Genomic DNA, 24,405 nt, shown 5'->3' with positions numbered 1-24,405 from the left:
CTGCTTAGGCCTCGTCCTCGGTAGCGTTGCCGCGGGCGCCGAAGGTGTTGGCGTCCGCTATCTCGCGCACGGTGCCGCGGTAGGCGCGGATGGCGAAGGGCGCGGCGACGAGGAAGACGATTCCCACGAGGCCAATGGCCATCCAGGGGATCGGCGTCTCCTTGATCTGCACGTCCTTGCCGTAACCGTTGAGGTTGTTGCCCATGGCGCGCGCCTTGGCGGCGTCCTTCTCTTCCTGGGTCAACTCCTTGCGGTTCTGGAACTCCTGGGGCTGCCGGCGCTGGGGCTGCGCCAGGACAGCGCCGCCCCAGACAAGGGCGAGGACGAGGACAAGCCGGGGGAGGGAGGGGGAGGGCATGGGCCTTCAGCCTAACAGAGCCTCCCGGCGCGGGTGAACAGGGGTTGCTTCGCCCGGCGCGGGGCGTTACGCGCGCCGCATGCTCCGCCTTCCCTTCCTCCTCCTGGCGAACCTCCTCCTGGGGCTGCGGCTGCTCCTGGGCCTGCCCTTTCGTCTGATGGCGGCGCGCAAAAGACCCACGTGGATCCGCTTCCGGCTCGCGGGCGAGCTCCCGTACCGGCCGCGCCCCGTGCAACGATTCCGTATCGGCGCCGCCGCGGCGGAGCCCGCCACGGTGACCTCACTGGAAGCGTTGGGCCGTGCACTCAAGGTGCTGGCCGCGGACCCGAAGGTCGAGGGCATCCTCCTGGAGCTGGAGGGCCTGGCCATCCCGGACGCGAAGCGCGAGGCCCTGCGCACCCTTCTGTCGGACTTCCAGGCCGCCGGCAAGCGGGTGGTGTCATGGGCGGTGATGGTGGACACGGACGGCTACCCCGTGCTGGGCGCGGCGGACGAGGTGCTGCTTGCTCCCATGGGCCGGGTGGAGCTGGTGGGCTACGCCGCCGAGGCCACGGTGCTGGGCGAGGCCTTTGGACGGGTGGGCATCCACGCGCACTTCGCCCGGCGCGGTGACTACAAGACGGCGCCGGAGCTCTTCACGGACGGCAAGGTGTCCGACATCCAGCGCCAGACGCTGGAGTCCTTCCTGAACGAGCGCTACGCCGTACTGGTGGAGGCCATCTCCAGCGACCGGGGCAAGACGCCGGACGAGGCGCGGGCGCTCATCGACGCGGGGCCCTACAGCGCGAAGCGGGCGCTGGAATCGGGGCTGGTGGACGGACTGGTCCACGAGGCGGACCTGGGCGCGCACCTGGGGCTGGAGGCGAAGAAGGACGAGGAGCCGCCGGTCCCCACCTATGACGCGTACCTGTCGACGCTCGCGTTCCCGCCGGTGAAGTGGCGCCGGCTGCGCCGCAAGCCCCGGCTGGCGGTGGTGGACGTGGCGGGCATCATCATCCCGGGCAGCGGCGGCGCGGGCCGGTTCGCGGCGGCGGACTCGGTGGTGAAGGCACTGCGCAAGGCGGGCAGGGATCCGCGCGCGAAGGCGGTGGTGCTGGCCGTGGGGAGCCCCGGCGGATCCGCGCTCGCGTCCGAGCAGATCCTGGAAGCCGTGAAGCGCGTGGCGAAGCAGAAGCCCGTCATCGCGTACGTGGATCAGATCTGCGCGAGCGGCGGCTACATGGCGGCCATCGGCGCGAAGGAGATCTGGTCCGCGCCCCATGCCGTCGTGGGCTCCATTGGCGTGTTCGTGGGCAAGTTCGAATACGGGGACCTGCTGGAGAAGCTGGGCATCCACCGCACCACGCTGGCGCGGGGCGAGAACGCCGCGTTCTTCTCCGCGTCGCGAGGCTTCACGCCGCAAGAGCGCGCCGCGCTGGAGCGCGAGGTGGAGGAGAGCTACCAGTCCTTCCTGGAGCTGGTGGCCCAGGCTCGCGGCCGGACGAAGGAGGAGATCCACCAGCGCGCGGAGGGGCGCGTCTACTCGGGGCTGCGCGCGAAGGAGGCGGGGCTGGTGGACCGCATCGGCGGCTTCGAGGAGGTCTGCCGCCACGCGCTCGACGAGGCGCGCGTCCCTTCGGACGACTTCGAGCTGGTGCGCTACGGCGGCGCTCGCGCGAAGCTGTCGTTGCTCAAGCTGCTGATGGGCGCGACGCACCCGACGACGTACGCCTTCTGCACCACGGCATGGAGCCTCCAGCGCCGACGGTGAGAACGCGGTTCACGGGACAGCCGTTGCGGATCCCGGGCGAACGCTCCCCGCCCAGAAACCGCACATTGCTGTCCATGAAAACGAACCCGTACGCAGCACTCCCCGCGGTCCCGTCGTTCCACGTCACCAGCACGGACATCCAGGATGGACAGCCGCTGCACACCGACCACCGCGGCGCGCAGTCCGAGACGGGCGGCAAGGACATCTCGCCGCAGCTGAGCTGGTCTGGCTTCCCGGCCGCGACGAAGAGCTTCGCGGTCACCGTCTTCGACCCTGACGCCCCCACGCCGAGCGGCTTCTGGCACTGGGCCGTGTTCAACATCCCGGCGGGCGTCAGCACGTTGCCGCGAAACGCGGGGAGCGCCGACGCAAGGCTCCTCCCGCAGGGCGCGGTGCAGCTCCCCAACGATGCCCGCCTGGCCCAGTACCTGGGCGCCGCGCCGCCGCGAGGACACGGACCGCACCGCTACTTCGTTGTCGTGCACGCACTCGATGTGGAGGCGCTTCCCATCCCAGCGGAGGCCACGCCCGCGTACCTCTCCTTCGTGCTCTTGGGTCACACCCTGGCGCGCGCTACGATCGTCCCCACCTCCGTCACGCCCTGAACCATGCGCCGGCCCTCGCCCATTGAACGCACCGCCAGGCTCCTGGACACGACGGCGGCGATGTACCTCAAGATCCGCCAACGCGAGGCCGACCCCGTCTACGCGGGGGTGGAGTGGCTCTCCGCCGGCTTGATGTACATCCAGCGGGGCGAGAAGGTCTTCCACCAGGGCGATGCGCCCGTCCACGTCCGGGCCGGTGAGTTCATCTGGATCTCACCGGGGACCCGCCTCCAGGTGCGCAACGTCCCGGACGAAGGAGGGGAGTACCAGGCCGAGGGCATGCTCATCGCCCCGGAGCTCCTCCTCCAGGCGGAACCCAAGGCAACACCGGGCGCCTCGCGGGTCCAGCGGCTGCGCGCCGACGAGCTTCCCCGGCTCGTCGACGCGCACCACCGCTGCATCGAGGCGCTCACGGAGAAGTTCCCGGAAGGCGTCGTGCGAGCGCGCGTGCTGGAGCTCATCGCCTGGCTCCGGGACCTGAACATCGACGTGAGCGCGTCATCGAGCGCGCGCCTCGGCATGAAGCGCCTCGTGTCCCGGGACCCGTCGCGGGCATGGACCCTCACGGAGGTCGCCAGGAAGCTCGCCATGAGCGAGGACACGCTCCACCGGCGGCTGACGGGCGAAGCCACGACGTTCAGCAAGCTCCTGACGGAGGTCCGGATGGACCACGCCGTCTCGCTGCTCTGGACGACCGACCTGCCGGTGGGACACGTCGCCATCGAGGCGGGGTACACCTCCGCCTCGCGGTTCGCGACCCGCTTCCACGAGCGCTTCGGCGTGCTCCCCTCGAAGCTCCGCGCGAAGCGGCCCCAGGTGCGTTGAGCCACGCCCTTTCACGGAGAGAATCAGGCCTTTAGCATGCGCGGCATGGCCCGCTCCTGCCCGGTCTGCCCCAGTCAGCCCCTGAACGTCGTCCAGGCCTCCGACGTGGAGGTGGACGTCTGTCCGCGCTGCCACGGCCTGTACTTCGACCGGGGGGAGTTGGAGCGCTTTCCGGACCGGCCTTCACTCAAGCCGCTGCTGAACGCGGCGAGGCAGGCCGCGTCGCGCTGCCGCACGGGCGGGCACCTCATCCCTCGGGCCATGTCCGTCTGTGCCACCTGCCGCGGCGAGCCCCTGGGCTGTCCCGGCTGTGGCGCGCGGCTGGCGATGGTCAACGCGCGCGTGTGCAACGTGGACCTGTGCACGCACTGCGGCGGCACCTGGCTGGACGCGGGCAAGTTCGAGGCCCTGGAGAACGCCGAGGTGACGGCCCCCAAACCCACGCCCGCGACGTCCAAGGGCTGGGAGGTCGCCCCGGCGACGGATGGGGGCGCGGATCCCTGGAAGGGTCCAGGCTCCACGGTCGCGCTGCCGCCGTCGGACTCGCCCACGGGGGGCCTGGGCGTGCGCTCCCCGCTGGCCTGCGTCCATTGCGGCATCCAGGTCTCCGCGTCCCAGGCCTACGCGCTCAACGGCGATCTCTATTGCCGGGAGCACCGCCCGAAGGGCGCCGTGTCGGGAGACAGCCTGCCCAAGAACCGCGACTCCTCCACCTACTCGAACCTGGAAGAGTTCGCGGACAACTTCGACCTGGTGGACGTCGTGACCTGGATCTACCGGCTGCTGCGCCGCTGACCGTTCGTCCGCGGGAGCACCGACGGGGCGGACGTCCGGGCATTGCCGGCCCTGGAGCCGGCGTCTACCCTGCCGCGCCAGTGATGACCCGCCTCGCCCCCCTGAGCCTCCTGTTGCTCGGCACCGCCTGTGCCACCACCTCCCGTGAGCCGGCCTCGGTAGCGGAGGCGTACGCGAAGGCCCTGGAGGAGAACCGGCTGTCGGACGCCTACCGCCTGACGACCGGCACCCCAGAGGGCGAGGGGGCCTTCCTGGACGAGTACTCCGACGAAGCCGCCCGGAAGGAGCGCGCCGCCGCCGTCCGGGCAGGCACGGGCGTGCTGGAGGCCCGGACCCCGTCCGTCACGCTGGCCCGCCAGGGGGAGGACTGGCGCGTGGTGGAGTCCCGCCCCGCAGACGTGCCCCGGGCGGCGCTGAAGAAGTTCCTGGACGAGGTGGACTCCCGCGACTGGAAGGGCGCCTGGGGCCTGCTCGCCTCGCCGCTGAGTGCCCGCTACACCCCGGAGCGCCTGAAGGAGGACTTCGAGCGGGAGCCCCTGGCGAAGGAGCGCCTGCGCCGCGCCCGGCTGGCCCTCAACACCCACGTGCGCGTGGCGGCGGGCGAGGCGCTGTTCCCCCTGGGAGGCGAGCGCGCCGTGCGATTGGTGCTGGAGGATGGCGAGTACCGGGTGGCCGCCATCGAATGACGGCCAGAAGCCGGGCGCGATCCGGGGCCGGTGGAAGGCCGGGCGGGCTCCGGAGATGTGCGTTAAACGACGTTGACAGCCCCCGGAGTGCTGGCAATCTCCGCCCCCCTTCGAGCGTGCAAACGCCCGTTTTCAAAAGGTTTCAGGTGTTCCGATGAGCGTGTCCCAGGCCGATGTGATGACGGCCATGTCGAAGGTGATCGATCCCGAGCTGCACGTCGACCTGGTGAAGGCCGGGATGGTGAAGGACGTGCGCGTCACCGGTGACACGGTGAAGCTGAAGATCGAACTGACCACGCCCGCGTGTCCCATGAAGGGGAAGATCCAGGCGGACGCGGAGGCCGCGCTCAAGGCGGTGCCGGGCCTGAAGTCCTTCGACATCGAGTGGGGCGCCCAGGTGCGCGGCGTCGCCGGAGGCTCCGGCGGGGCCCTGCTGCCGGGCGTGAAGAACATCCTGCTCGTGGGCGCCGGCAAGGGCGGCGTGGGCAAGAGCACGGTGGCGGTGAACCTGGCCACGTCGCTCGCGCAGCACGGCGCCAAGGTGGGCCTGCTGGACGCGGACTTCTACGGCCCCTCCGTGCCGCTGATGACGGGCACCGCGGACAAGCGCCCGGTGAGCCCCAACGGCAAGACGCTGGATCCGCTGGTCGCCCACGGCCTGAAGATCATGTCCATCGGCTTCCTGGTGGAGGCGGATCAGGCGCTCATCTGGCGCGGCCCCATGCTCCACGGCGCCCTCATGCAGCTGGTGCGCGACGTGAACTGGGGCGAGCTGGACTACCTCATCCTGGACCTGCCCCCCGGCACGGGCGACGTGGCGCTGACCTTGTCCCAGTCCGTGCGGGCCGCGGGCGCGGTGCTGGTGACGACGCCGCAGGACGTGGCGCTGGCGGACGTGGTGCGCGCCAAGCAGATGTTCGACAAGGTGCACATCCCGGTGCTGGGCATCGTGGAGAACATGAGCCAGTTCGTCTGCCCGCACTGCAACAAGAGCACGCCCATCTTCAACCACGGTGGCGGCCACAAGGCGGCGGAGATGTTCGGCATCCCATTCCTGGGGGAGATCCCGCTCGACCTCAAGGTGCGCGAGGCGGGAGACTCCGGCGTGCCGGTGGTGGTGGGGCACAAGGACAGCCCGGAGGCGAAGGCCTTCCAGGACGTCGCCCGTGCAGTCGCGGGCCGCGTGTCCACGCAGTCCATGAAGAGCGTGCCCCTTCCGGTGATGCAGGCCCGGTAGGACCCAACCGAAGCGCAAGGAGACCGCATGGCCCCGGCCGGCAACGACGACCTCCCGCCCGATCCGCTGTTCGATGACGACTCGGAGCAGCAGTCCGGCCGTGAGAGCCGGAGCGGCTTCGTGCCGGACTTCGTGCGGCGCATGGCGGTGGCCGGCATGGGCGCGGTCTTCATGGGCGAGGAGGGCCTCCGGGCCCTCGCCGGCCAGCTCAAGCTGCCCAAGGAGGCGCTGGGCTTCCTCCTCTCCCAGGCGGAGAAGACCAAGGACGACATCAGCCGCGTCGTCACGGAGGAGCTGCGCCGCTTCATGCAGTCGGAGAAGCTGCGCGACGAGTTCCTCAAGCTGCTCTCCGGCATGACGGTGGAGGTCAAGGCGCAGATCCGCCTGGTGCCGTCGGAGAAGTCCGAAGAGGCGCCCGCGCCGGAGCATCCCCCCAAGGCCCACAAGAAGGCCGCGGAGGGCCCCACCGCGCGCGTGGTCATCACGGACGTGAACGCGCGCCGGCCGGCCTCCAAGCGCTCGAAGCGGGAGTAGGGACGTGGCGGAAGAAGCACCCCGGCGTACCTGGCGCACCCATCCCCTGATCAAGCGGCTGGCGCTCATCGCCATCGTCGCGCTGGGCCTGTGGCTGTGGAAGGTGACGGACGTTCCAGAGCGCCAGCTCATCTACCGGCTGGAAGGCGATGACTGGGGCGACGTGCGCGCCATGGACCTCCAGGTGCTGGACGCCGAGGAGCACATCGTGAAGCGCGAGGAGCGCTTCTTCGCGGACGGTCCGCCCATGGAGGTCACCTTCAAGGTGGACCTGCCGGAGGGCACCTTCCGCACGCTGCTATTCCTCCAGGTGGAGGGGCGCGAGAAGCGGGACGTCATTCGAGGCCGGCTGATGGTGGGCGAGGCCCAGGCCATCGTCGTCCCGTTGAGACTGCCCGGCGCCAGTCGTTGACCCTCCTGGTGCCGTGCGTTATGGCCGCCGGCACAGGAGAGAAGACGCCATGGCTACGGAACACATCGTCGTCGTCGGTGCAGGGCAGATGGGCGCGGGCATCGCGCAGGTGGCGCTCCAGGCGGGCCTGCGCGTGTCGCTGGTGGACGTCAACAAGGACGGGCTCGCCAAGGGCGCGGACCGCATCAAGGCCGGCCTGAAGAAGCTGGTGGAGAAGGGCAAGCTGGACGCGGCGAAGCAGCAGGCCGCCGAAGCGAACCTCGCCACGTTCACCAGCGCCCGCGAGGCGAAGGACGTGGACGTCGCCATCGAGGCCGTCACCGAGAACGAGGACCTCAAGCGCCGCATCTTCCTGGAGCTGGACGAGGTGGTCCGCCCGGGCGGCATCCTCGCCACCAACACCTCCTCCATCCCCATCACCCGCATCGCCGCGGCCACCAAGCGCCCCGAGGCCGTCATCGGGATGCACTTCATGAACCCGGTGCCGGTGATGCAGTTGGTGGAGCTGATCCGCGGCGCGGCCACCAGCGATGAGACGTACACCACCATCCGCACGATGGCCGAGCGCATGGGCAAGACGACGGTGGTCTCCAAGGACTACCCGGGCTTCATCGTCAACCGCATCCTCATCCCCATGCTGAACGAGGCCTGCTTCGCGCTGATGGAGGGCCTGGGCACCGCGGAGGACATCGACACCGCGATGAAGCTGGGCACCAACCAGCCCATGGGCCCGCTGCAGCTGGCGGACTTCATCGGCCTGGACACGGTGCTCTACATCGCCGAGGTCCTGCACAAGGGCCTGGGCGACTCCAAGTACCGCCCGTGCCCGCTGCTTCGGCAGTACGTGGACGCCGGCTGGTACGGCAAGAAGTCCGGCCGCGGCTTCTACAAGTACTAGCCCCCACCAGGAGCCCACACGCACATGGACTACCAGAACATCAAGTTCGAGAAGGACGGCGCGCTCGCCATCCTCACCGTGGACCGGCCCAAGGCGCTCAACGCGCTCAACAGCGCCACGTTCCACGAGATGGAGCACGCGCTCAACTCGCTGACGGCCGACACGCGCGCCCTCATCGTCACGGGCGGTGGCGACAAGGCCTTCGTCGCGGGCGCGGACATCGCGGAGATGGCCACCATCAGCGCCGCGCAGGCGCGTGAGTTCTCCGCCCTGGGCCACCGCGTCTTCGAGCACCTGGAGAACCTGCCCATCCCCACCATCGCGGCCGTGAACGGCTTCGCGCTGGGCGGCGGCCTGGAGCTGGCCCTGGGCTGCGACCTCATCTACGCGTCGGAGAAGGCGAAGCTGGGCGTGCCGGAAGTCACCCTGGGCGTCATCCCGGGCTTCGGCGGCACCCAGCGTCTGGCCCGTCTGCTGGGCCGCGCCCGCGCCAAGGAGCTGCTCTTCACCGCGGACCGTCTGGACGCCGCCAAGGCCAAGGAGATCGGCCTGGTGCTGGACGTGGTGCCCGCGGACAAGCTGATGGAGCACGTCAAGGCGGTGGCCGCGAAGATCCTCAAGAACGGCCCTCTCGCGGTGGCCCAGGCCAAGCGCGTGGTGGAGTACGGGGCGGACCAGGACCTGCGCGCCGCCAACGAGCTGGAGCGCCAGGGCTTCGCCGTCCTCTTCGGTTCGGAGGATCAGCGCGAGGGCATGGCCGCGTTCCTGGCCAAGCGTCCGGCCAACTTCCAGGGCAAGTGACGTGAAGCACGCGGTCGCGGCCGGGAGCCTGCTGTGCTTCCTGGCCGCACCGCCGGTCCAGGCGGAGGAGGTTCCCGAACAGGAGCCCCGCGCCCCGGCCCTGGTGTCCTGGAAGCGCACGCTGTGTCTCTACACGCTGTGCTTCCTGGAGCCCGCCATCCCGGACCTGCGCCGTGAATGGGGCGATGGCGCCCACTGGGTGCTGTCCTGGCCCATCCACCCGTGGGCCACACCTCCGCTGGATGTACCGGGGCCCACGCTCATCCTGTCGCCCTTCGTGGAGCCCCAGCTGCGGCTGCGGCCGTCCACCTTCCGACTGCTCGCGGGAGGACGCGTGTATGCCTTCCCGGACGCGTACCGCTTCGGCGTGCTGGCCGAGGGAGCAGGCGTGTGGGGCGGAGACGGGCAGGGCGGGGTGGCCGGGGTGGGGCTCACCTATGACTTGATTGAAAGGCACCGGGACACCCAACCCTGGACGGTGTCGGTGGTGGTGCGCAGGACGTGGACGGACGCGGGGGCTCGCACGGACGTGTCCTTCGACGTGACGGTGCCGCTGGCGATGTTCTTTGGGACCCGGATTCCTGCTCCCGGGGACGCAGGGGCGTCTTCGGAGTAGCCCCGGGGCGGACCCCGTACTATGGGAGGTCCACCATGAACTTCGAGCTGACCGACATCCAGCGCGAGATCCAGCGGCTGTGCCGCGAGTTCGCCGCCAAGGAGCTCATCCCCAACGCCCGCAAGTGGGACGAACAGCACGCGTGGCCCACGGACGCGGTGAAGAAGCTGGCGGAGCTGTCCCTCTTGGGCATCGCGGTGCCGGAGGAGTGGGGCGGCGCGGGCCTGGACAACGTCTGCTACGCCATCGCCATGGAGGAGATTTCGCGCGGCTGCGCCTCCACCGGCGTGATCATGAGCGTGAACAACTCGCTCTACTGCGACCCGGTGTCCAAGTTCGGCACCCCCGAGCAGAAGGAGCAGTTCCTCAAGCCCTTCGCCAGCGGCCAGAAGATCGGCTGCTTCGGCCTGACGGAGCCCGAGGCCGGCAGCGACGCCGCCGCCCAGAAGACCATCGCCGTGAAGCGCGGCGACGAGTACATCATCAACGGCTCCAAGAACTGGATCACCAACGGCCCCAAGGCCGACGCCATCGTCCTCATCACGATGACGAACAAGGAAGCGGGCAACAAGGGCATCACCGCGTTCCTCGTGCCCACCGACACGCCGGGATTCACCCGCGCGGAGCCGGACAAGAAGATGGGCATCAGCGCCGCCTGGTCCTGCTCCATGTTCTTCGAGGACATGCGCGTCCCGGAGAAGTACCGCCTGGGCAAGGAGGGCGAGGGCTTCAAGGTCGCCATGTCCACCCTGGACGGCGGCCGCATCGGCATCGCGTCCCAGGCGCTGGGCATCGCGCGCGCGGCCTTCGAGGAGGCCGTCCGCTACTCCGGTGAGCGCAAGACGTTCGGCAAGCCCATCCGCGACCACCAGGCCATCCAGTTCATGATCGCGGACATGGCCATGGAGATCGACGCGGCCCGCCTGCTCGTGTGGCGCGCGGCGCTGATGAAGGACAAGGGCGTGCGCCACAGCCCGGAGAGCGCCATGGCCAAGCTCTACGCCAGCGAGATGGCCAGCCGCGTGGCCAACAAGGCCCTGCAGATCCACGGCGGCATGGGCTACAGCAAGGAGATGGACGCCGAGCGCCACGTGCGCGACGCGCGCATCACCGAAATCTACGAGGGGACGAGCGAGATCCAGCGCATCGTCATCTCCGCCAACCTGCTGAAGGAGTAGTCACCCGGTCATGAAGCGCGCGCTCCTCCCCGTGCTGTTCCTGTCCCTGGGCCTGGCGTCGCCGCTGGCGCTCGCCCAGGGTGGCTCCAAGAAGAAGGCCGCGGCCACGCCCGCTCCGGCCACCACGCCCGCGCCCAAGAAGGACGACGGGCTGGACGTGAGCAAGCTGCCCTTCACCCCGGACTCCATCCGCCAGGTGATGGCCCACCACATGCCTCGCATCCAGGAGTGCTACGAGGACCACATGGTGGAGAAGGACAAGAAGGTGGAGGGCAAGCTGCTCACCACCTTCACCATCACCGCCGAAGGCACCGTGCGCAGCGCCAAGGTGGACAAGTACGGCAGCACGCTGAAGGACGCGGGCCTCAACGACTGCGTGGTGGCGGTGCTGTCGTCCATGGACTTCCCCAAGCCCCCGGACGGCCGCGACCACCCCATCGAGTACCCGTTCAACCTCAAGGCCATCGATTAGCGTTCAGGACACCCGCTCCCGTGAACTTCGACCTCACCGAGACCCAGACGCTCATCCGTGACACCGCTCGCAAGTTCGCCCGCGAGCGCGTGGCCCCGCACGCCCGCGCGGCGGACCGAGAAGAGCGCTTCGACCCGGAAGTCTTCAAGGCCCTGGCCGAGGTGGGCCTGTTGGGCGTGAACCTGCCGGGGAAGTACGGCGGCGCGGAAGCGGGCGTCGTGTCCTACGCGCTGGCCATGATGGAGATGGCCGCCGCGGACGCCTCCGTGTCCGTGGCCATGGCCGTCACCAACATGTGCGCGGAGCTCATCCACGCGGCCGGCAACGACGCGCAGCGGGAGAAGTACGTCACGCGCATCACCTCCGGTGAGGCCATCGTCGGCGCGTTCGCCCTGAGCGAGCCGCACGCGGGCTCCGACCCGGGCGCCATGCGCACCACCGCCACGAAGCGCGGCGATAAGTACGTGCTCAACGGCAGCAAGCAGTGGATCACCTCCGGCGCCTACGCGGGCGTCATCGTCGTGTGGGCCCGCACGGGCCAGGCCGGCAACAAGGGCCTGTCCTGCTTCATCGTGGAGGGCGGCGCCAAGGGCCTCCACGTGGGCAAGCACGAGGACAAGATGGGCCTGCGCGCGTCCAACACCGTGGGGCTCACCTTCGAGGACTGCGAAGTCCCCGCGGAGAACCTCCTGGGCAAGGAGGGCGACGGGTTCCGCCTGGCCATGATGGCGCTGGACGGCGGACGCATTGGCATCGCGGCGCAGGCGTGCGGCACCGGCCGCGCCGCGCTGGAGGCGACTGTCTCCTACACCAAGGACCGCAAGGCCTTTGGCCAGGCCGTGGCGGACCTCCAGGCCCCGCGCTTCATGATGGCGGACATGCGTACGCAACTGGATGCGGCGGAGCTGCTCACCCTGCGCGCCGCCGCCCTCAAGGAGGCCGGCCAGCCGTTCACCCGCGAGGCCTCCATGGCGAAGCTCTTCGCCAGCGAGATGAGCAACAAGGTCGCGGACAAGGCCGTGCAACTGCACGGCGGTTACGGTTACATCGACGAGTTCCCGGTCGAGCGTTACTTCCGGGACGCGCGCGTGCAGACCATCTACGAGGGCACCAGCGAGGTGCAGCGGATGGTCATCGCCCGGGAAACATTCCGGCGCGAGGGGTAGCGCTCCGCTTGTCCCACACGGGGCGAGCGGGCAGGGGGCACCAGCCGGGTAGGACAGATGCGGACCCGGCCGGGCGTTCATAGAACACGGATCACCACTTGGCGCAGTGCCCCGCTTGACTCCCGGAAACTCCGGTGTCTAGGGTGCGCGGCTTCCAACCAGCCTTGCGTTCCCATTCAGGGGACACCCGCGGTTTCCCGTCGCTCCCCGCAGGCGGCCGCGCACCCATTCAAACAGGGGGCAGTTGTACCGTTCCAAGGACTTCCCATTCATGCAGCAGAACGTGAACCAGCAGATCGACGGCGGTGACGAAGACTTCGCGGCGATGTTCGAGGCCTCGCTCAAGGAGCGTGGCGGCGACGGAATCCTGAAGGAAGGCGAGATCGTCAAGGGCACGGTCGTGCAGGTGACGAAGGATTTCGCGATCGTGGACATCGGCTACAAGTCCGAGGGCCAGGTCCCGATCTCCGAGTTCACCAATCCCCGCGGTGAAGTCACCGTGAAGTCCGGTGACCCCGTCGAGGTCCTCCTGGAGAGCCGCGAGAACGACACCGGCATGGTCGTCCTCTCCAAGGAGAAGGCCGACAAGATGCGCATCTGGGACGAGATCTCCGCCGCTTGCGAGCGTGATGAGATCGTCAAGGGCACCATCGTCGGTCGCGTGAAGGGCGGCCTCTCCGTCGACATCGGCGTGAAGGCGTTCCTCCCTGGCTCCCAGGTCGACATCCGCCCTGTGCGCAACCTTGACCAGTACATCTCGAAGGAATTCGAGTTCAAGGTCATCAAGTTCAACAAGAAGCGCGGCAACATCGTCCTCTCTCGCCGCGTGCTGCTGGAGAAGCAGCGCGAGGAGATGAAGAAGGAGACCCTCAAGAACCTCAAGGAGGGTGCGGTCCTCAAGGGCGTGGTCAAGAACCTCACGGACTACGGCGCCTTCATCGACCTCGGCGGCATCGACGGCCTGCTCCACATCACCGACATGTCCTGGGGCCGCATCGGTCACCCCAGCGAGATGTTCAACGTCGGTGACGAAGTGCGCGTCGTCGTCCTCAAGTTCGACCCCGCGCAGGAGCGCGTCAGCCTGGGCCTCAAGCAGATCCAGGAGGACCCGTGGCACCGCGCCGACGAGAAGTACCCCGTCGGCACCCGCGTCGCCGGCAAGGTCGTGTCCATCACGGACTACGGCGCGTTCATCGAGATCGAGCAGGGCGTGGAGGGCCTGGTGCACGTGTCCGAGATGTCCTGGACCAAGCGCCTCAAGCACCCGTCCAAGATCCTGGAGGTCGGCCAGACGGTGGAGGCCGTCGTCCTCGACATCGATCCGAAGGCCAAGCGCATCGCGCTGGGCATGAAGCAGATCGAGCAGAACCCCTGGACGCTGCTCGAGGACAAGTACCCGATCGGCTCCGTCATCAAGGGTCAGATCCGCAACGTCACCGACTTCGGCGTGTTCGTCGGCGTCGAGGAGGGCGTGGACGGCCTGGTGCACGTGTCCGACATCTCCTGGACCCAGCGCATCAAGCACCCGGGCGAGATGTTCAAGAAGGGCGACGAGGTCGAGGCGGTGGTCCTCAACATCGACGTCGAGAACGAGCGCTTCAGCCTGGGCATCAAGCAGCTCCAGCCGGACCCCTGGGAGACCCTCTCCGAGCGCCTGCCGGTGGGCAGCCGCGTGAAGGGCAAGGTCACCAAGGTCACCGACTTCGGCGCGTTCGTGGAGATCGAGCCGGGCATCGAGGGCCTCGTCCACGTCTCCGAGCTGAAGGAAGAGCGCGTGGAGAACCCCCGCGACGTGGTGCAGGAGGGCCAGGAGGTCGAGGTCAAGCTCATCGACATCAACACCCCGGACCGCAAGGTGGCGCTGTCCATCAAGGCGCTCATCGGCGAGGGCGAGGACTACCGCGAGTACCTGCGCAAGCAGGCCGAAGGGTCCAAGGCCCGCCTGGGCGACGTGATGGCGAGCAAGCTGAAGAAGTAATCAGCCCCACGTCTTGAAGTGGATGGCGGCCGGGTTCCCCAGTGGGAGCCCGGCCGTTTCCATTTGATTCGCCCGAAACCGCCCGTGATAAGTCGCATCCAAACCTTTCCAGCGGTTCCGGTTCCCCTCTCAAGGAGACAGTTCCATGGCTCGTGAAGTCGTCATCGTGGGCGCGGCCCGTACCCCCATCGGCTCCTTCCAGGGAGCCCTGTCCAAGCTCACCGCGCCGCAGCTGGGCGCCATCGCCATCAAGGCGGCCCTGGAGCGCGCGGGCGTGAAGCCGGAGGCCGTGCAGGAGGTCATCATGGGCTGCGTCCTGCAGGCGGGCGTGGGCCAGGCCCCCGCGCGTCAGGCCGCCCTGTTCGCGGGCCTCCCGGAGTCCGTCCCGGCCGTCACGCTCAACAAGGTCTGTGGCTCCGGTCTGAAGACCGTGATCGCCGCGGCGCAGTCCATCGCCCTGGGTGACGCGGACGTCATCGTCGCGGGCGGCATGGAGTCCATGTCCAACGCGCCCTACATCAGCCACACCATGCGCGGCGGCGCCCGCATGGGGAACGTGGAGTTCAAGGACGCGATGATCAACGACGGCCTCTGGGACGTGTACGGCAACGTCCACATGGGCAACTGTGCCGAGGAGTGTGCCACCTCGCAGGGCATCAGCCGCGCGCAGCAGGACGAGTTCGCGCTGGAGTCCACGCGCCGCGCCATCCAGGCCCAGAAGGAAGGCCTGTTCGCGGCGGAGATCGTCCCCGTCCAGATCCCGGGCAAGAAGCCGGATGAGTTCACCACCGTCTCCGAGGACGAGGGCCCCAAGAACGCCAAGCCGGACAAGATCCCGGGCCTGAAGCCCGTGTTCAAGAAGGACGGCACCGTGACGGCCGCCAACGCGTCCTCCATCAACGACGGCGCCGCGGCGCTGGTGCTGATGAGCGAGGAGAAGGCGAAGGCCGAAGGCCGCACCATCCTGGGCCGCATCAAGGGCTACGCGCAGGCCGCCCGCAAGCCGGTGGAGTTCACCATCGCGCCGGCGGACGCCATCAACACGCTGCTCAAGAAGCAGAACGTGACGGCCAAGGACGTGGACCTCTGGGAGATCAACGAGGCCTTCTCCGTGGTGTCCATCGCCAACAACAAGATCCTCGGCCTGGACCCGTCCAAGGTGAACGTGCGCGGCGGCGCGGTGGTGCTGGGCCACCCGATTGGCGCGTCCGGCGCTCGCGTGCTCGTCACGCTGCTCCAGACGATGAAGGACCAGGACAAGAAGCGCGGCGTGGCGTCGCTCTGCATCGGCGGCGGCGAAGGCATCGCGCTGATGGTCGAGCGCTGAAAAGGACACCGCCCGCATGAACAAGGTCTACGCGAGCGCGGATGAGGCGGTCGCCGATATCCCGGACAACATCACTCTCATGAGTGGTGGTTTCGGGCTGTGCGGCAACCCCGAGAACCTCATCACGGCCCTGCACAAGAAGAACGTGAAGGGCCTCACCATCATCTCCAACAACTGCGGCACCACGGAGCTGGGGCTGGGCATCCTCCTGCAGAACAAGCAGGTGAAGAAGATGGTCGCCAGCTACGTGGGGGAGAACAAGGAGTTCGAGCGGCAGTTCCTCTCCGGGGAGCTGGAGGTGGAGCTCAACCCGCAGGGCACGCTCGCGGAGCGCATCCGCGCCGGGGGCTGCGGCATCGGCGGGTTCTTCACGCCGACGGGCGCGGGCACCCAGGTGGCGGAGGGCAAGGAGTCGCGCATGATCGACGGGCGCCTCCACGTCCTGGAGACGCCGCTGAAGGCGGACTTCGCCATCGTCCACGCCTGGAAGGCGGACACCTGGGGCAACCTGGTGTTCCACAAGACGGCGCGGAACTTCACCCCCATGATGTGCATGGCCGCCAAGGTCACCATCGTGGAGGCGGAGCACATCGTGCAGCCGGGCGAGCTGGACCCGGATCAGGTGCACATCCCGAGCATCTTCGTGCACCGCATCGTGCAGGCGAAGAACCTCCAGAAGTGGATCGAGCGGCGGACCGTCCGCAAGAAGGCGTCCTGACCCATGCCCCTGACTCGTGAACAGATCGCGCAGCGCATCGCCCAGGAGCTGAAGGACGGCTTCTACGTGAACCTGGGCATCGGCATCCCCACGCTCGTGCCCAACTACATCCCGCACGGGGTGGAGGTGGTGCTCCAGTCGGAGAACGGCCTGCTCGGCATCGGGCCGTACCCGGAGGAGGGGAGCGAGGATCCGGACCTCATCAACGCGGGCAAGGAGACGGTGACGGTGGTGAAGGGCTCCGCCTTCTTCGACTCCGCGCTGTCCTTCGGGATGATCCGCGGCGGCCACATCGACCTGGCCGTGCTGGGCGCCATGGAGGTCAGCGAAGAGGGTGACCTGGCCAACTGGATGATCCCCGGCAAGATGGTGAAGGGCATGGGCGGCGCCATGGACCTGGCCGTGGGTGCCAAGCGCATCTACGTGGCCATGGAGCACGCCAACAAGGACGGGCAGCCCAAGATTTTGAAGAAGTGCTCGCTACCGCTGACCGGCCTCAAGTGCGTGCACCACATCGTCACGGACCACGCCTTCATCGACGTGACGCCGGAGGGCCTGGTCCTGCGCGAGCTGGCACCCGGACTGACGGTGGAACGGGTGCAGCAGCTCACCGAGCCGAAGCTGAAGATCGCGCCCGACCTGCGCGAGATGAAGTTCCAGGCCTGACGTAGGGTGCTAGGGTGCGCTTCCGTCTCTCCCTCCAGTTCTGGAGACGAGGCGGAAGCCACCGTCTCCCGGAGAACGGAGCACCGCATGTCCGACACTTCGGAGAAGCCCGTCCCCGCGCCTCGCGCGCACCGCATCGACCATGAGCTGCCCGTGGCGTACCGCACGGTGTCGGGCTTCGTGACGGACTGGGCGGTGAACCTGTCGCGCGGCGGGCTCTACATCAACACGCAGCAGCCGCTGCCGGTGGGCACGGTGGTGCGACTGTTGGTGTCGCTGCCGGGCGCCAGCTTCCCGGTGGACCTGTCCGGGAAGGTGACCCGCACCAACCCCCAGGGGACGCCGGGGCAGGAGGTGCCGGGGATGGCGGTGGAGTTCCTGGACGTTGACGACGAGAAGCGGTCGCGCATCGAAGCGTTCGTGGAGCGCCTGCGGGAAGCCCTGCCGGCGGACGAGCGTGGCAGCGCGACCCGGAAGTAGGGCGGCCCCACCCAGGCGGCCCCCGCGAGTGCGCCTGCGATGACGACGCTGCCCGAATCCCCCATTGAACTGACGATTGAGCGGCTGGGCCAGCTGGGCGAAGGCGTGGCCCAGTGGGAGGGCCGCACCGTCTTCGTGCCCGGCGCCTTCCCCGGCGACACCGTGCGCGTCCGCCTGGAGGCCCAGGGCAAGGTCCTGCGCGGCCTGCTGGGTCAGGTGCTGACGGACGGTGCGGAGCGCGTGTCGTCGCGCTGCGTCCTGTCCGACGCGTGCGGAGGCTGTGACTGGCTGGAGCTGTCCGTCCCGGCGCAGCGGTCCGCGAAGCAGGAGATCGTCCTCTCCACGCTGGAGCACCTGGGCCACCTGAAGCGTACGGACTTCACCGTGCGGCCGTTGATGGTGGCGCCCCGGGACTGGGGCTACCGCCGCCGCGCGGTGCTGCACGGAGCGGGGAAGGGGGCGCTCGGCTACTTCGGCCGGCGCACGCATGAGCGCATTCCCGTGGAGGTCTGCCCCGCGCTCACGCCCGTGCTCACGGCGCTGCCCGGGAAGCTGGCCCCGCTGCTCAAGCCGCTGGCCAAGGACACCGAGGAGGTGCTCTTGCTGGCCGAGGGCGACAAGGCCGCGTTCGCGGTGAACATGAGCGGCCCGGTCACGGCGCGGCACCTGGAGGCGGCGGAGGCCGCGGTGCGCGCGCTGCGGCTGGAGGGCGCGGTGCTGGTGCCCAAGGAGGGCTCGGCGAGGCTCATCGGCCGGCCGGTGCTGCGCTCGCTGTCCCCGCTGCGGCCCGAGGTGCCGGTGTACCTGCGGCCGGATGCGTTCGCGCAGGCGCACGCGGAGGCCAACGTGGGGCTCGTCACGGCGGCCCTGTACGAGCTGGGCGCGAAGGAGACGGACTCCGTGCTGGAGCTGTACTCCGGCAACGGCAACTTCACGTTCCCCCTGGCCGGGACGGCCGGGTCGGTGCTGGGTGTGGAGTCGTCCCCGGTGGGCGTGGAGCTGGCGCAGCGGAGTGCTCGCGAGGGCAGCGTGTCCAACGTGCGCTTCGTCCAGGGCGACGCTCGCAAGGTGTGCGACGGGCTGGTGGCGGAGGGGCGTTCGTTCGACCTGTGCCTCGCGGATCCGCCGCGCGCCGGGGCTCCGGGCCTGGCGAAGTGGATGCGCGCGCTGAACGTGCGCCGGGTCGTCTACGTGGCGTGCGACCCGGCCTCGCTGGCGCGCGACGCGGCGGGGCTGGTGGAGGCCGGTTACAAGCCCGTGGCGCTCCAGGTGGTGGACATGTTCCCGCAGACGCACCACGTGGAAGCGGTGATGTCGTTCGAACGGGGAGCCTGACGCGCCATGGACGCCCGCATCGTCGAGTTCGCTGAAGTGCTCCGCCAGAACGGCGTGCGCGTCAGCACGTCCGAGGTGCAGGACGCGCTGCGCGCCACCGCGGAGGTGGGCCTCGAGGACCGGGGGCTGTTCCGCTCCGTGCTGCGCACCACGCTGGTGAAGCGCGAGCTGGACGTGGAGACGTTCCGCCGCGCGTTCGACTTCTTCTTCTCCGGCGCGGCCCGCACGTTCGAGGCCATCGACAAGTCGCTGGCGAAGCAGCTGGAGGAAGAGGGCTACCTGGAAGGCGACCTGCTGAAGATGGTCATCTACCAGATGAACCTGCTGGCGCCGGAGATGTCCCCGCTCGCGCAGGCCATCCTCGCGGGGGACCGCGCGCGGCTGGCGCAGATCTTCCGTCAGGCGTCGCTCCAACTGGACCTGGGGCAGCTGGAGAGCCCCCTTCAGACGGGGTTCTTCACGCGGCGGATGCTCGCGGGCGCGGGCATGGAGCGGGCGCGCTCCGACCTCAAGTCGATGGAGGACGAGCTGAAGGCCCGCGGGCTGCACGCGGAGGGCGTGGAGATCGTTTCGCGCCACGTGGCCGCGGCCATGCGCAAGATTGAAGACGCCGCTCGCGCGGAGGTGAAGCGCCAGTCCGAGGCGCGCATCCGCCGCCGCACGGACAACGTCACGGAGAAGCCGCTGCACCTGCTCACGCAGGCGGAGGTGGACCAGATGGAGGCCGCCGTCCGCACGCTGGCGGAGAAGCTCAAGAGCCGGATGATCCGCAAGCAGCGCTCGCACCGGCGCGGGTCGCTCCACGCCCAGCGCACGCTTCGCCGCAACATGCCCTGGGATGGCATCCCCATGGTGCCCGTGTTCCGCACCCGCCGGCCGGAGCGCCCGGAGCTGGTGGTGCTCTGTGACGTATCCGACTCCGTGCGCAACGCGTCCCGGATGATGCTGCTGTTCATGCACACGATGCAGTCGCTGTTCGTGCGCGTGCGCTCGTTCGTCTTCGTGTCCGACGTGGGCGAGGTCACCCCGTTCTTCAAGGACCTGGACGTGAGCGAGGCCATCGACGCGGCCACCGCCGGGCGCACCGTGTCCATGAGCTCCAACTCCAACTACGGCCGTGCGCTGGCGGACTTCACGCGCGACCACCTGGGCAGCATCACGCGCCGCACCACCGTGATGATCATTGGCGACGGCCGCAACAACTACAACGCGAGCAACGCCTGGGCCCTGAAGGACCTGAAGCGCAAGGCCAAGCGCGTGCTGTGGATCTGCCCCGAGGACCGGGGCAACTGGGGCATCGGCGACAGCGAGATGCTCACCTACGAGAAGCACTGCACCCAGGCCGTGGTCGTCACCTCCGTGTCGGACCTGGCCCGCATCGCGGAACAGCTCGTCCCCGTCTGAAAACCCCTTCACCCCCGAGGAGCGCCCCCATGGCCCCGTCCTTCTTCGACGACTACCAGGACGTCCCCAACGTGGAGACCGGTCCGGCCTTCGACGCCGCCGACGACCGCACGCTGCGCATGGCGTCCCGGCCGGTGGACAAGGCGCTGCTCGACCAGCTGGTCCGCTACCAGGAGACCTTCCTGTCGCACGTGGAGGCGGACGCCAGCCCGGAGGCCATGGCCGGCGCAGCGAAGGCGGCCCTGGAGTCCAGCGGCCTGGACGTGAAGGCGGCGGAGTGGGGGAGCGCCGTCCTCCGGGCCTTTGGCGGGCGGCGGTGGACCGTGCAGCGGCTGCGCTCGAAGCTGACGGAGCTGGAGTCCCGCTCCGGGCCGGAGGTGGACGAGGTGAAGAAGCGCGTCCAGGACGAGCTGGTGAAGCAGGAGCGGGAGACGGACGCCCTGGGCCGGCGGTACGGTGTGGAGACGGTGGCCCTGCTCCGGGAGCGCGAGGCGGAGCTGGTGGCGCTGCACACCCGGCTCACGAAGGTGCTCAGCCGGGGATGACCCGGAGTGCCCGCCCGGTTGCATTCCGCGTCCGGGCGTTCCATAACGGCCCGTTTTCCTTCAAGGCCCACCCATGAAGCGCTACTTCATCCACACCTTCGGCTGCCAGATGAACGTCAACGACTCGCTCCGCATGAGCGAGGCGTTGTCGAAGATGTCCTACGTCCCCACGCCGGAGCCGGACAACGCGGACCTCATCATCCTCAACACCTGCTCCATCCGGGAGAAGGCCGAGGACAAGATGCTGTCCGCGCTGGGGCGCTACCGCGCCGTGAAGGCCAGCCGGGGCGCCATCCTGGGCGTGGGCGGCTGCGTGGCCCAGCAGGAGAAGGACAAGCTGCTGAAGAAGGTCCCGTACCTGGACTTCGTCTTCGGCCCGGACAACATCGCGAAGCTGCCGGAGGTCATCGCCCGCGTGCAGGACGCCCGCGAGCGCGTGGTGGAGACGGCCTTCGTGGACTCCGAGGAGTACGTCTTCCCGCGCGCCGACGCGGAGACGTCCCGCGGCAAGGTGACCGAGTTCGTCACCGTGATGAAGGGCTGCGACAACGTCTGCTCGTTCTGCATCGTCCCGCACACCCGTGGCCGCGAGGTCAGCCGCAACTTCCCGGAGGTGCTCAACGAGGTGGCGGACCTGGCCGGCGTGGGCGTGCGCGAGGTCACGCTCATCGGTCAGAACGTCAACTCGTACCTGGGCGGCATCAGCTTCGCGCAGCTGCTCCTGCGCACCGCGGAGGTGCCGGGCATCGAGCGCGTGCGCTTCACGACGAGCCACCCGCATGACCTGTCGGACGAGCTGATCGAAGCGTTCCGGGTGCAGCCCAAGATTGCCCCGCACTTCCACCTGCCCGTGCAGTGCGGCAGCGACCGCATCCTCAAGATGATGCGCCGCGACTACACCGTCGAGCAGTACATGGAGCGGCTGGAGAAGCTGCGCGCCGCTCGGCCCGGCATCGCCATCACCACGGACATCATCGTCGGCTTCCCCGGGGAGACCGAGGAGGAGTTCGAGATGACGATGCAGCTCACCGAGCGGGTGAAGTACGACAACCAGTTCTCCTTCGTGTACAGCCCTCGCCCCAAGACGGGCGCCGCGCTGCGCGAGAAGGACTGGGGCCCCATCCCGCACGAGGTGAAGGTGGCCCGGCTGGAGCGGTTGCAGAAGCTCCAGCGGCGCATCAGCGGCGAGTACACCCAGGCGCAGGTGGACCTGGACGTGGAAGTGCTCGTCGAAGGCCGCTCGCGCTACGACGCCACCAAGCGCTTTGGGCGCACGCCGGAGAACCGCACGGTGAACTTCGAGGGCGATGCTCCCGCGGGCTCCATCGTGAAGGTGCACGTGGAGCGCGCCACGCCCAACCAGCTCGCGGGCAAGCAGGTGGCGATGCTCCAGGCGCCCACCGTGACGCCGCCCGCCGTGGAGCTGCCGGTGCCGATGCATGTCCCGGCGGAGGCCTGACGCTTCCGCCGCTGTCCCGCCGTCGGAGGTGCCACCATGCCGTTGAAGCCGTTTCGCGGGGTGTCCCCCCGCGTCCATCCGAGCTGCTTCATCGAGGACTCCGCCCAGGTGGTGGGCGATGTGGAGCTGGGCGAGGACTCGTCCATCTGGTTCAACTCCGTGCTGCGCGGGGACGTGAACTCCATCCGCATCGGCAAGCGCACCAACATCCAGGACCTCACCATGATCCACGTCACCAGCCAGGGTGACTCGACCACGGTGGGCGACGACTGCACGGTGGGCCACCGGGTCATCCTCCACGGGTGCGTCGTGGGCCACCGCGTGCTGGTGGGCATGGGCGCCATCCTGATGGACGGCGTGGAGGTGGGGGACGACTGCATCATCGGCGCCGGCACGCTCCTGACACCCGGGACGAAGATCCCCCCCGGGTCGCTGGTGGTGGGCTCGCCCGGCAAGGTGAAGCGCCCCATCCACGACGGCGAACGTGAGTTCCTGGTGCAGTCCGCCCTCCACTACGTGCACACCGCCGCCGAACACCGCGCCAGCCGCTGACGCGGCCGCGTTGTGCGTGTTAGGAACACCCCATGGCGCTCGCCCCCGAGACGACCCTGAAGGCCTGTCCGCTCTTCAAGGGCTTCACCGACACCGGCATCTCCATCTTCGCGGCGGCGGCCGTGTCGCGCGCCTACCCCAAGGGGACGGCCCTGTTCACCGAGGGCAAGGCGGGGGACTCGCTGCTCATCGTGGGTGAGGGCACGGTGCGGCTGAGCGCCCGGAGCCCCTCGGGCGAGGACGTGCCCCTGGGCGAGGTGACCGTCGGTGAGCCCCTGGGAGAGCTGGCGCTCGTGCAGAAGGGCGAGCGGCTGTGCTCGGCCACGGCCCAGACGGACGTGATGGCGCTGGAGATCCGCGCGGCGGACTTCCAGAAGCTGTTGGCGCAGAAGCCGCAGGCCTGCATCAAGTTGTTGATGGGCATCGTCAGCCACTTCGGCGCCAAGGCCCGGGACAACCGGGACATGCTGCGCACGCTGGTGGCGCGGGCCCCGGGAACCTGAGCGACTGTCGGACAGGTGGCTCCAGGCTCCAGCCGGGAGGTGGAACTCGCGAACGGGCCTGCCACCCGCACCCGAGGTGGTTACTGTGCTCGCCTGGAGCCTCCCCGGGCTCTCGGGCTGTCGCACACCGTAGGTATGGGTAGACATGCGGCCGGCGGCTTTCGTGGTGTGGCGTCGACGCTTGAGGTGGGAAGCTGTGCGGCCGGAGTTTTCAACGACCGCACCCGGTTGATGGCTGGGTGATGGACGGGCCGGCCCGGGTGGTTGCCGAGCGGCCCTTCTGGAAGTGATTGGACGGAACGACGCGTGGAAGAACTGCTCACCAACCTGCTCGGTAGCTCCCAGGGCCTTTTCGCCTACCTGTCCGTGTTCGCCATCCTGGTGGCGTGCGGACTGGGCGTGCCGCTGCCGGAGGACATCTCGCTCATCCTCGGTGGGTTCCTGGCGCACAAGGGCGCGGCCAACCTGCCGGTGATGATGGCGGTGGGGTTCTTCGGCATCCTCGTAGGTGACAGCCTCATCTACCTGGCGGGGCGCCGGCTGGGCACGAAGCTGGGGCGCGACCCGGGGGCGAAGGGCGGGGGGTTCTTCTCGAAGATCGTCACGCCGGAGAAGCGGGCGAAGGTGGAGTCCCTCTTCGTCACGCACGGCCAGAAGATCGTGATGATCGCCCGCTTCATGCCGGGCGTGCGCGCGGTGACGTACTTCACCGCGGGCTCCGTGCACATGTCGTACTGGCGCTTCATCTTCTGGGACGGGCTGGCGGCGCTGCTGTCCGCGCCGGTGTTCGTGTGGCTCGGGTTCCACTTCGGTGGCGAGCTGGACATGGTCATCCGCAAGCTGAAGGACGGCCAGGTGGTGGTGCTGGGAACGCTGGCGGTGCTGGGGGTGGGCTACTTCCTCTACCGCCGCCGCAAGAACGCGAAGCTCAAGGCCGAGGCCGCCACCCAGGCGCAGGTGACGCCGGTGGCCCTGCCGCCCGTGCCGGAGACGCTGGAGAACAGCATGTCGCCGACGCGCGCGGCCAGCCCCAGCTCCTTCTTCGACGTGCCCGCCGACAAGGCGCCCACGTCCGAGCCGGACCTGAACGCGCACAAGTAGCCGC

27 protein-coding genes are annotated in these 24,405 nt (G+C 69.0%); 26 read left to right on the top strand and 1 reads right to left on the bottom strand.

The window, feature by feature from the left end:
- Positions 1-4: 4 nt before the first annotated feature.
- Positions 5-358 carry a hypothetical protein gene (locus ACX114_RS20050; RefSeq protein ID WP_459286846.1) on the bottom strand — a complete coding sequence of 118 codons (354 nt, stop codon included), beginning with the start codon at positions 356-358 and terminating at the stop codon, positions 5-7.
- Between the two features lie 79 nt (positions 359-437).
- On the opposite strand from ACX114_RS20050, the gene sppA reads away from it, so the two are divergent.
- From sppA to ACX114_RS19920, 26 genes are all read left to right on the top strand, one after another.
- The gene (gene sppA / locus ACX114_RS20045; protein ID WP_459286845.1) at positions 438-2,108 is read left to right on the top strand and encodes a signal peptide peptidase SppA; all 1,671 of its coding nucleotides are present in this window, start codon (positions 438-440) and stop codon (positions 2,106-2,108) included.
- Between the two features lie 74 nt (positions 2,109-2,182).
- Positions 2,183-2,713: a YbhB/YbcL family Raf kinase inhibitor-like protein gene (locus tag ACX114_RS20040; protein ID WP_459286844.1), complete on the top strand. Its 531-nt coding sequence runs from the start codon at positions 2,183-2,185 to the stop codon at positions 2,711-2,713.
- Between the two features lie 3 nt (positions 2,714-2,716).
- Complete coding sequence (locus tag ACX114_RS20035; protein ID WP_459286843.1) at positions 2,717-3,538, top strand: helix-turn-helix transcriptional regulator; 822 nt, start codon at positions 2,717-2,719, stop codon at positions 3,536-3,538.
- 45 nt (positions 3,539-3,583) lie between these two features.
- Positions 3,584-4,333 (top strand): zf-TFIIB domain-containing protein, encoded by a 750-nt coding sequence (locus ACX114_RS20030; protein WP_459286842.1) that lies wholly within the window; start codon positions 3,584-3,586, stop codon positions 4,331-4,333.
- Positions 4,334-4,416: 83 nt separating this feature from the next.
- Positions 4,417-5,019: a hypothetical protein gene (locus ACX114_RS20025; RefSeq protein ID WP_459286841.1), complete on the top strand. Its 603-nt coding sequence runs from the start codon at positions 4,417-4,419 to the stop codon at positions 5,017-5,019.
- 154 nt (positions 5,020-5,173) lie between these two features.
- Positions 5,174-6,256 (top strand): iron-sulfur cluster carrier protein ApbC, encoded by a 1,083-nt coding sequence (gene apbC, locus ACX114_RS20020; protein WP_459286840.1) that lies wholly within the window; start codon positions 5,174-5,176, stop codon positions 6,254-6,256.
- A 27-nt stretch (positions 6,257-6,283) separates the two neighbouring features.
- The gene (locus tag ACX114_RS20015; protein ID WP_459286839.1) at positions 6,284-6,790 is read left to right on the top strand and encodes a hypothetical protein; all 507 of its coding nucleotides are present in this window, start codon (positions 6,284-6,286) and stop codon (positions 6,788-6,790) included.
- Positions 6,791-6,794: 4 nt separating this feature from the next.
- Positions 6,795-7,202 carry a hypothetical protein gene (locus ACX114_RS20010; RefSeq protein ID WP_459286838.1) on the top strand — a complete coding sequence of 136 codons (408 nt, stop codon included), beginning with the start codon at positions 6,795-6,797 and terminating at the stop codon, positions 7,200-7,202.
- Positions 7,203-7,251: 49 nt separating this feature from the next.
- Entirely contained in the window at positions 7,252-8,100 is an 849-nt protein-coding gene (locus ACX114_RS20005) for a 3-hydroxyacyl-CoA dehydrogenase family protein (RefSeq protein WP_128797323.1), read from the top strand.
- Positions 8,101-8,124: 24 nt separating this feature from the next.
- Positions 8,125-8,901: an enoyl-CoA hydratase-related protein gene (locus ACX114_RS20000; protein WP_459286837.1), complete on the top strand. Its 777-nt coding sequence runs from the start codon at positions 8,125-8,127 to the stop codon at positions 8,899-8,901.
- A 1-nt stretch (position 8,902) separates the two neighbouring features.
- Positions 8,903-9,517 (top strand): hypothetical protein, encoded by a 615-nt coding sequence (locus tag ACX114_RS19995; RefSeq protein ID WP_459286836.1) that lies wholly within the window; start codon positions 8,903-8,905, stop codon positions 9,515-9,517.
- Positions 9,518-9,552: 35 nt separating this feature from the next.
- Positions 9,553-10,695, top strand: coding sequence for an acyl-CoA dehydrogenase (locus tag ACX114_RS19990; protein WP_223743094.1), 1,143 nt, complete (start codon positions 9,553-9,555; stop codon positions 10,693-10,695).
- A gap of 10 nt (positions 10,696-10,705) precedes the next feature.
- On the top strand, positions 10,706-11,167 hold the full coding sequence (locus tag ACX114_RS19985; RefSeq protein ID WP_459286835.1) for an AgmX/PglI C-terminal domain-containing protein: 462 nt from the start codon (positions 10,706-10,708) through the stop codon (positions 11,165-11,167).
- Between the two features lie 20 nt (positions 11,168-11,187).
- Positions 11,188-12,333 carry an acyl-CoA dehydrogenase family protein gene (locus ACX114_RS19980; RefSeq protein WP_459286834.1) on the top strand — a complete coding sequence of 382 codons (1,146 nt, stop codon included), beginning with the start codon at positions 11,188-11,190 and terminating at the stop codon, positions 12,331-12,333.
- 271 nt (positions 12,334-12,604) lie between these two features.
- Positions 12,605-14,311: a 30S ribosomal protein S1 gene (locus ACX114_RS19975; protein ID WP_014397002.1), complete on the top strand. Its 1,707-nt coding sequence runs from the start codon at positions 12,605-12,607 to the stop codon at positions 14,309-14,311.
- A gap of 145 nt (positions 14,312-14,456) precedes the next feature.
- The gene (locus ACX114_RS19970; protein WP_459286833.1) at positions 14,457-15,638 is read left to right on the top strand and encodes a thiolase family protein; all 1,182 of its coding nucleotides are present in this window, start codon (positions 14,457-14,459) and stop codon (positions 15,636-15,638) included.
- Positions 15,639-15,654: 16 nt separating this feature from the next.
- Positions 15,655-16,356 (top strand): CoA transferase subunit A, encoded by a 702-nt coding sequence (locus tag ACX114_RS19965; protein ID WP_459286832.1) that lies wholly within the window; start codon positions 15,655-15,657, stop codon positions 16,354-16,356.
- 3 nt (positions 16,357-16,359) lie between these two features.
- Positions 16,360-17,022, top strand: a complete 663-nt coding sequence (locus ACX114_RS19960) for a CoA transferase subunit B (RefSeq protein ID WP_014397005.1) — start codon at positions 16,360-16,362, stop codon at positions 17,020-17,022.
- Positions 17,023-17,109: 87 nt separating this feature from the next.
- Positions 17,110-17,502, top strand: coding sequence for a PilZ domain-containing protein (locus ACX114_RS19955; protein ID WP_459286831.1), 393 nt, complete (start codon positions 17,110-17,112; stop codon positions 17,500-17,502).
- A 39-nt stretch (positions 17,503-17,541) separates the two neighbouring features.
- On the top strand, positions 17,542-18,837 hold the full coding sequence (locus tag ACX114_RS19950; protein WP_459286830.1) for a class I SAM-dependent RNA methyltransferase: 1,296 nt from the start codon (positions 17,542-17,544) through the stop codon (positions 18,835-18,837).
- Between the two features lie 6 nt (positions 18,838-18,843).
- Positions 18,844-20,241: a VWA domain-containing protein gene (locus ACX114_RS19945; RefSeq protein WP_459286829.1), complete on the top strand. Its 1,398-nt coding sequence runs from the start codon at positions 18,844-18,846 to the stop codon at positions 20,239-20,241.
- A 29-nt stretch (positions 20,242-20,270) separates the two neighbouring features.
- Positions 20,271-20,786, top strand: coding sequence for a hypothetical protein (locus ACX114_RS19940; protein ID WP_459286828.1), 516 nt, complete (start codon positions 20,271-20,273; stop codon positions 20,784-20,786).
- A gap of 73 nt (positions 20,787-20,859) precedes the next feature.
- Positions 20,860-22,245 (top strand): tRNA (N6-isopentenyl adenosine(37)-C2)-methylthiotransferase MiaB, encoded by a 1,386-nt coding sequence (gene miaB, locus ACX114_RS19935; RefSeq protein WP_459286827.1) that lies wholly within the window; start codon positions 20,860-20,862, stop codon positions 22,243-22,245.
- Between the two features lie 36 nt (positions 22,246-22,281).
- Positions 22,282-22,797: a gamma carbonic anhydrase family protein gene (locus tag ACX114_RS19930; RefSeq protein ID WP_120563250.1), complete on the top strand. Its 516-nt coding sequence runs from the start codon at positions 22,282-22,284 to the stop codon at positions 22,795-22,797.
- Positions 22,798-22,829: 32 nt separating this feature from the next.
- The gene (locus ACX114_RS19925; RefSeq protein WP_459286826.1) at positions 22,830-23,300 is read left to right on the top strand and encodes a cyclic nucleotide-binding domain-containing protein; all 471 of its coding nucleotides are present in this window, start codon (positions 22,830-22,832) and stop codon (positions 23,298-23,300) included.
- Positions 23,301-23,606: 306 nt separating this feature from the next.
- Complete coding sequence (locus tag ACX114_RS19920) at positions 23,607-24,401, top strand: DedA family protein (protein ID WP_459286825.1); 795 nt, start codon at positions 23,607-23,609, stop codon at positions 24,399-24,401.
- The last annotated feature ends 4 nt before the right edge of the window (positions 24,402-24,405 follow it).

Source organism: Corallococcus sp. M7, assembly GCF_054512695.1.
Note: the sequence above shows the minus strand (reverse complement) of the source record. Positions and strands in the feature narration are given on the sequence as shown.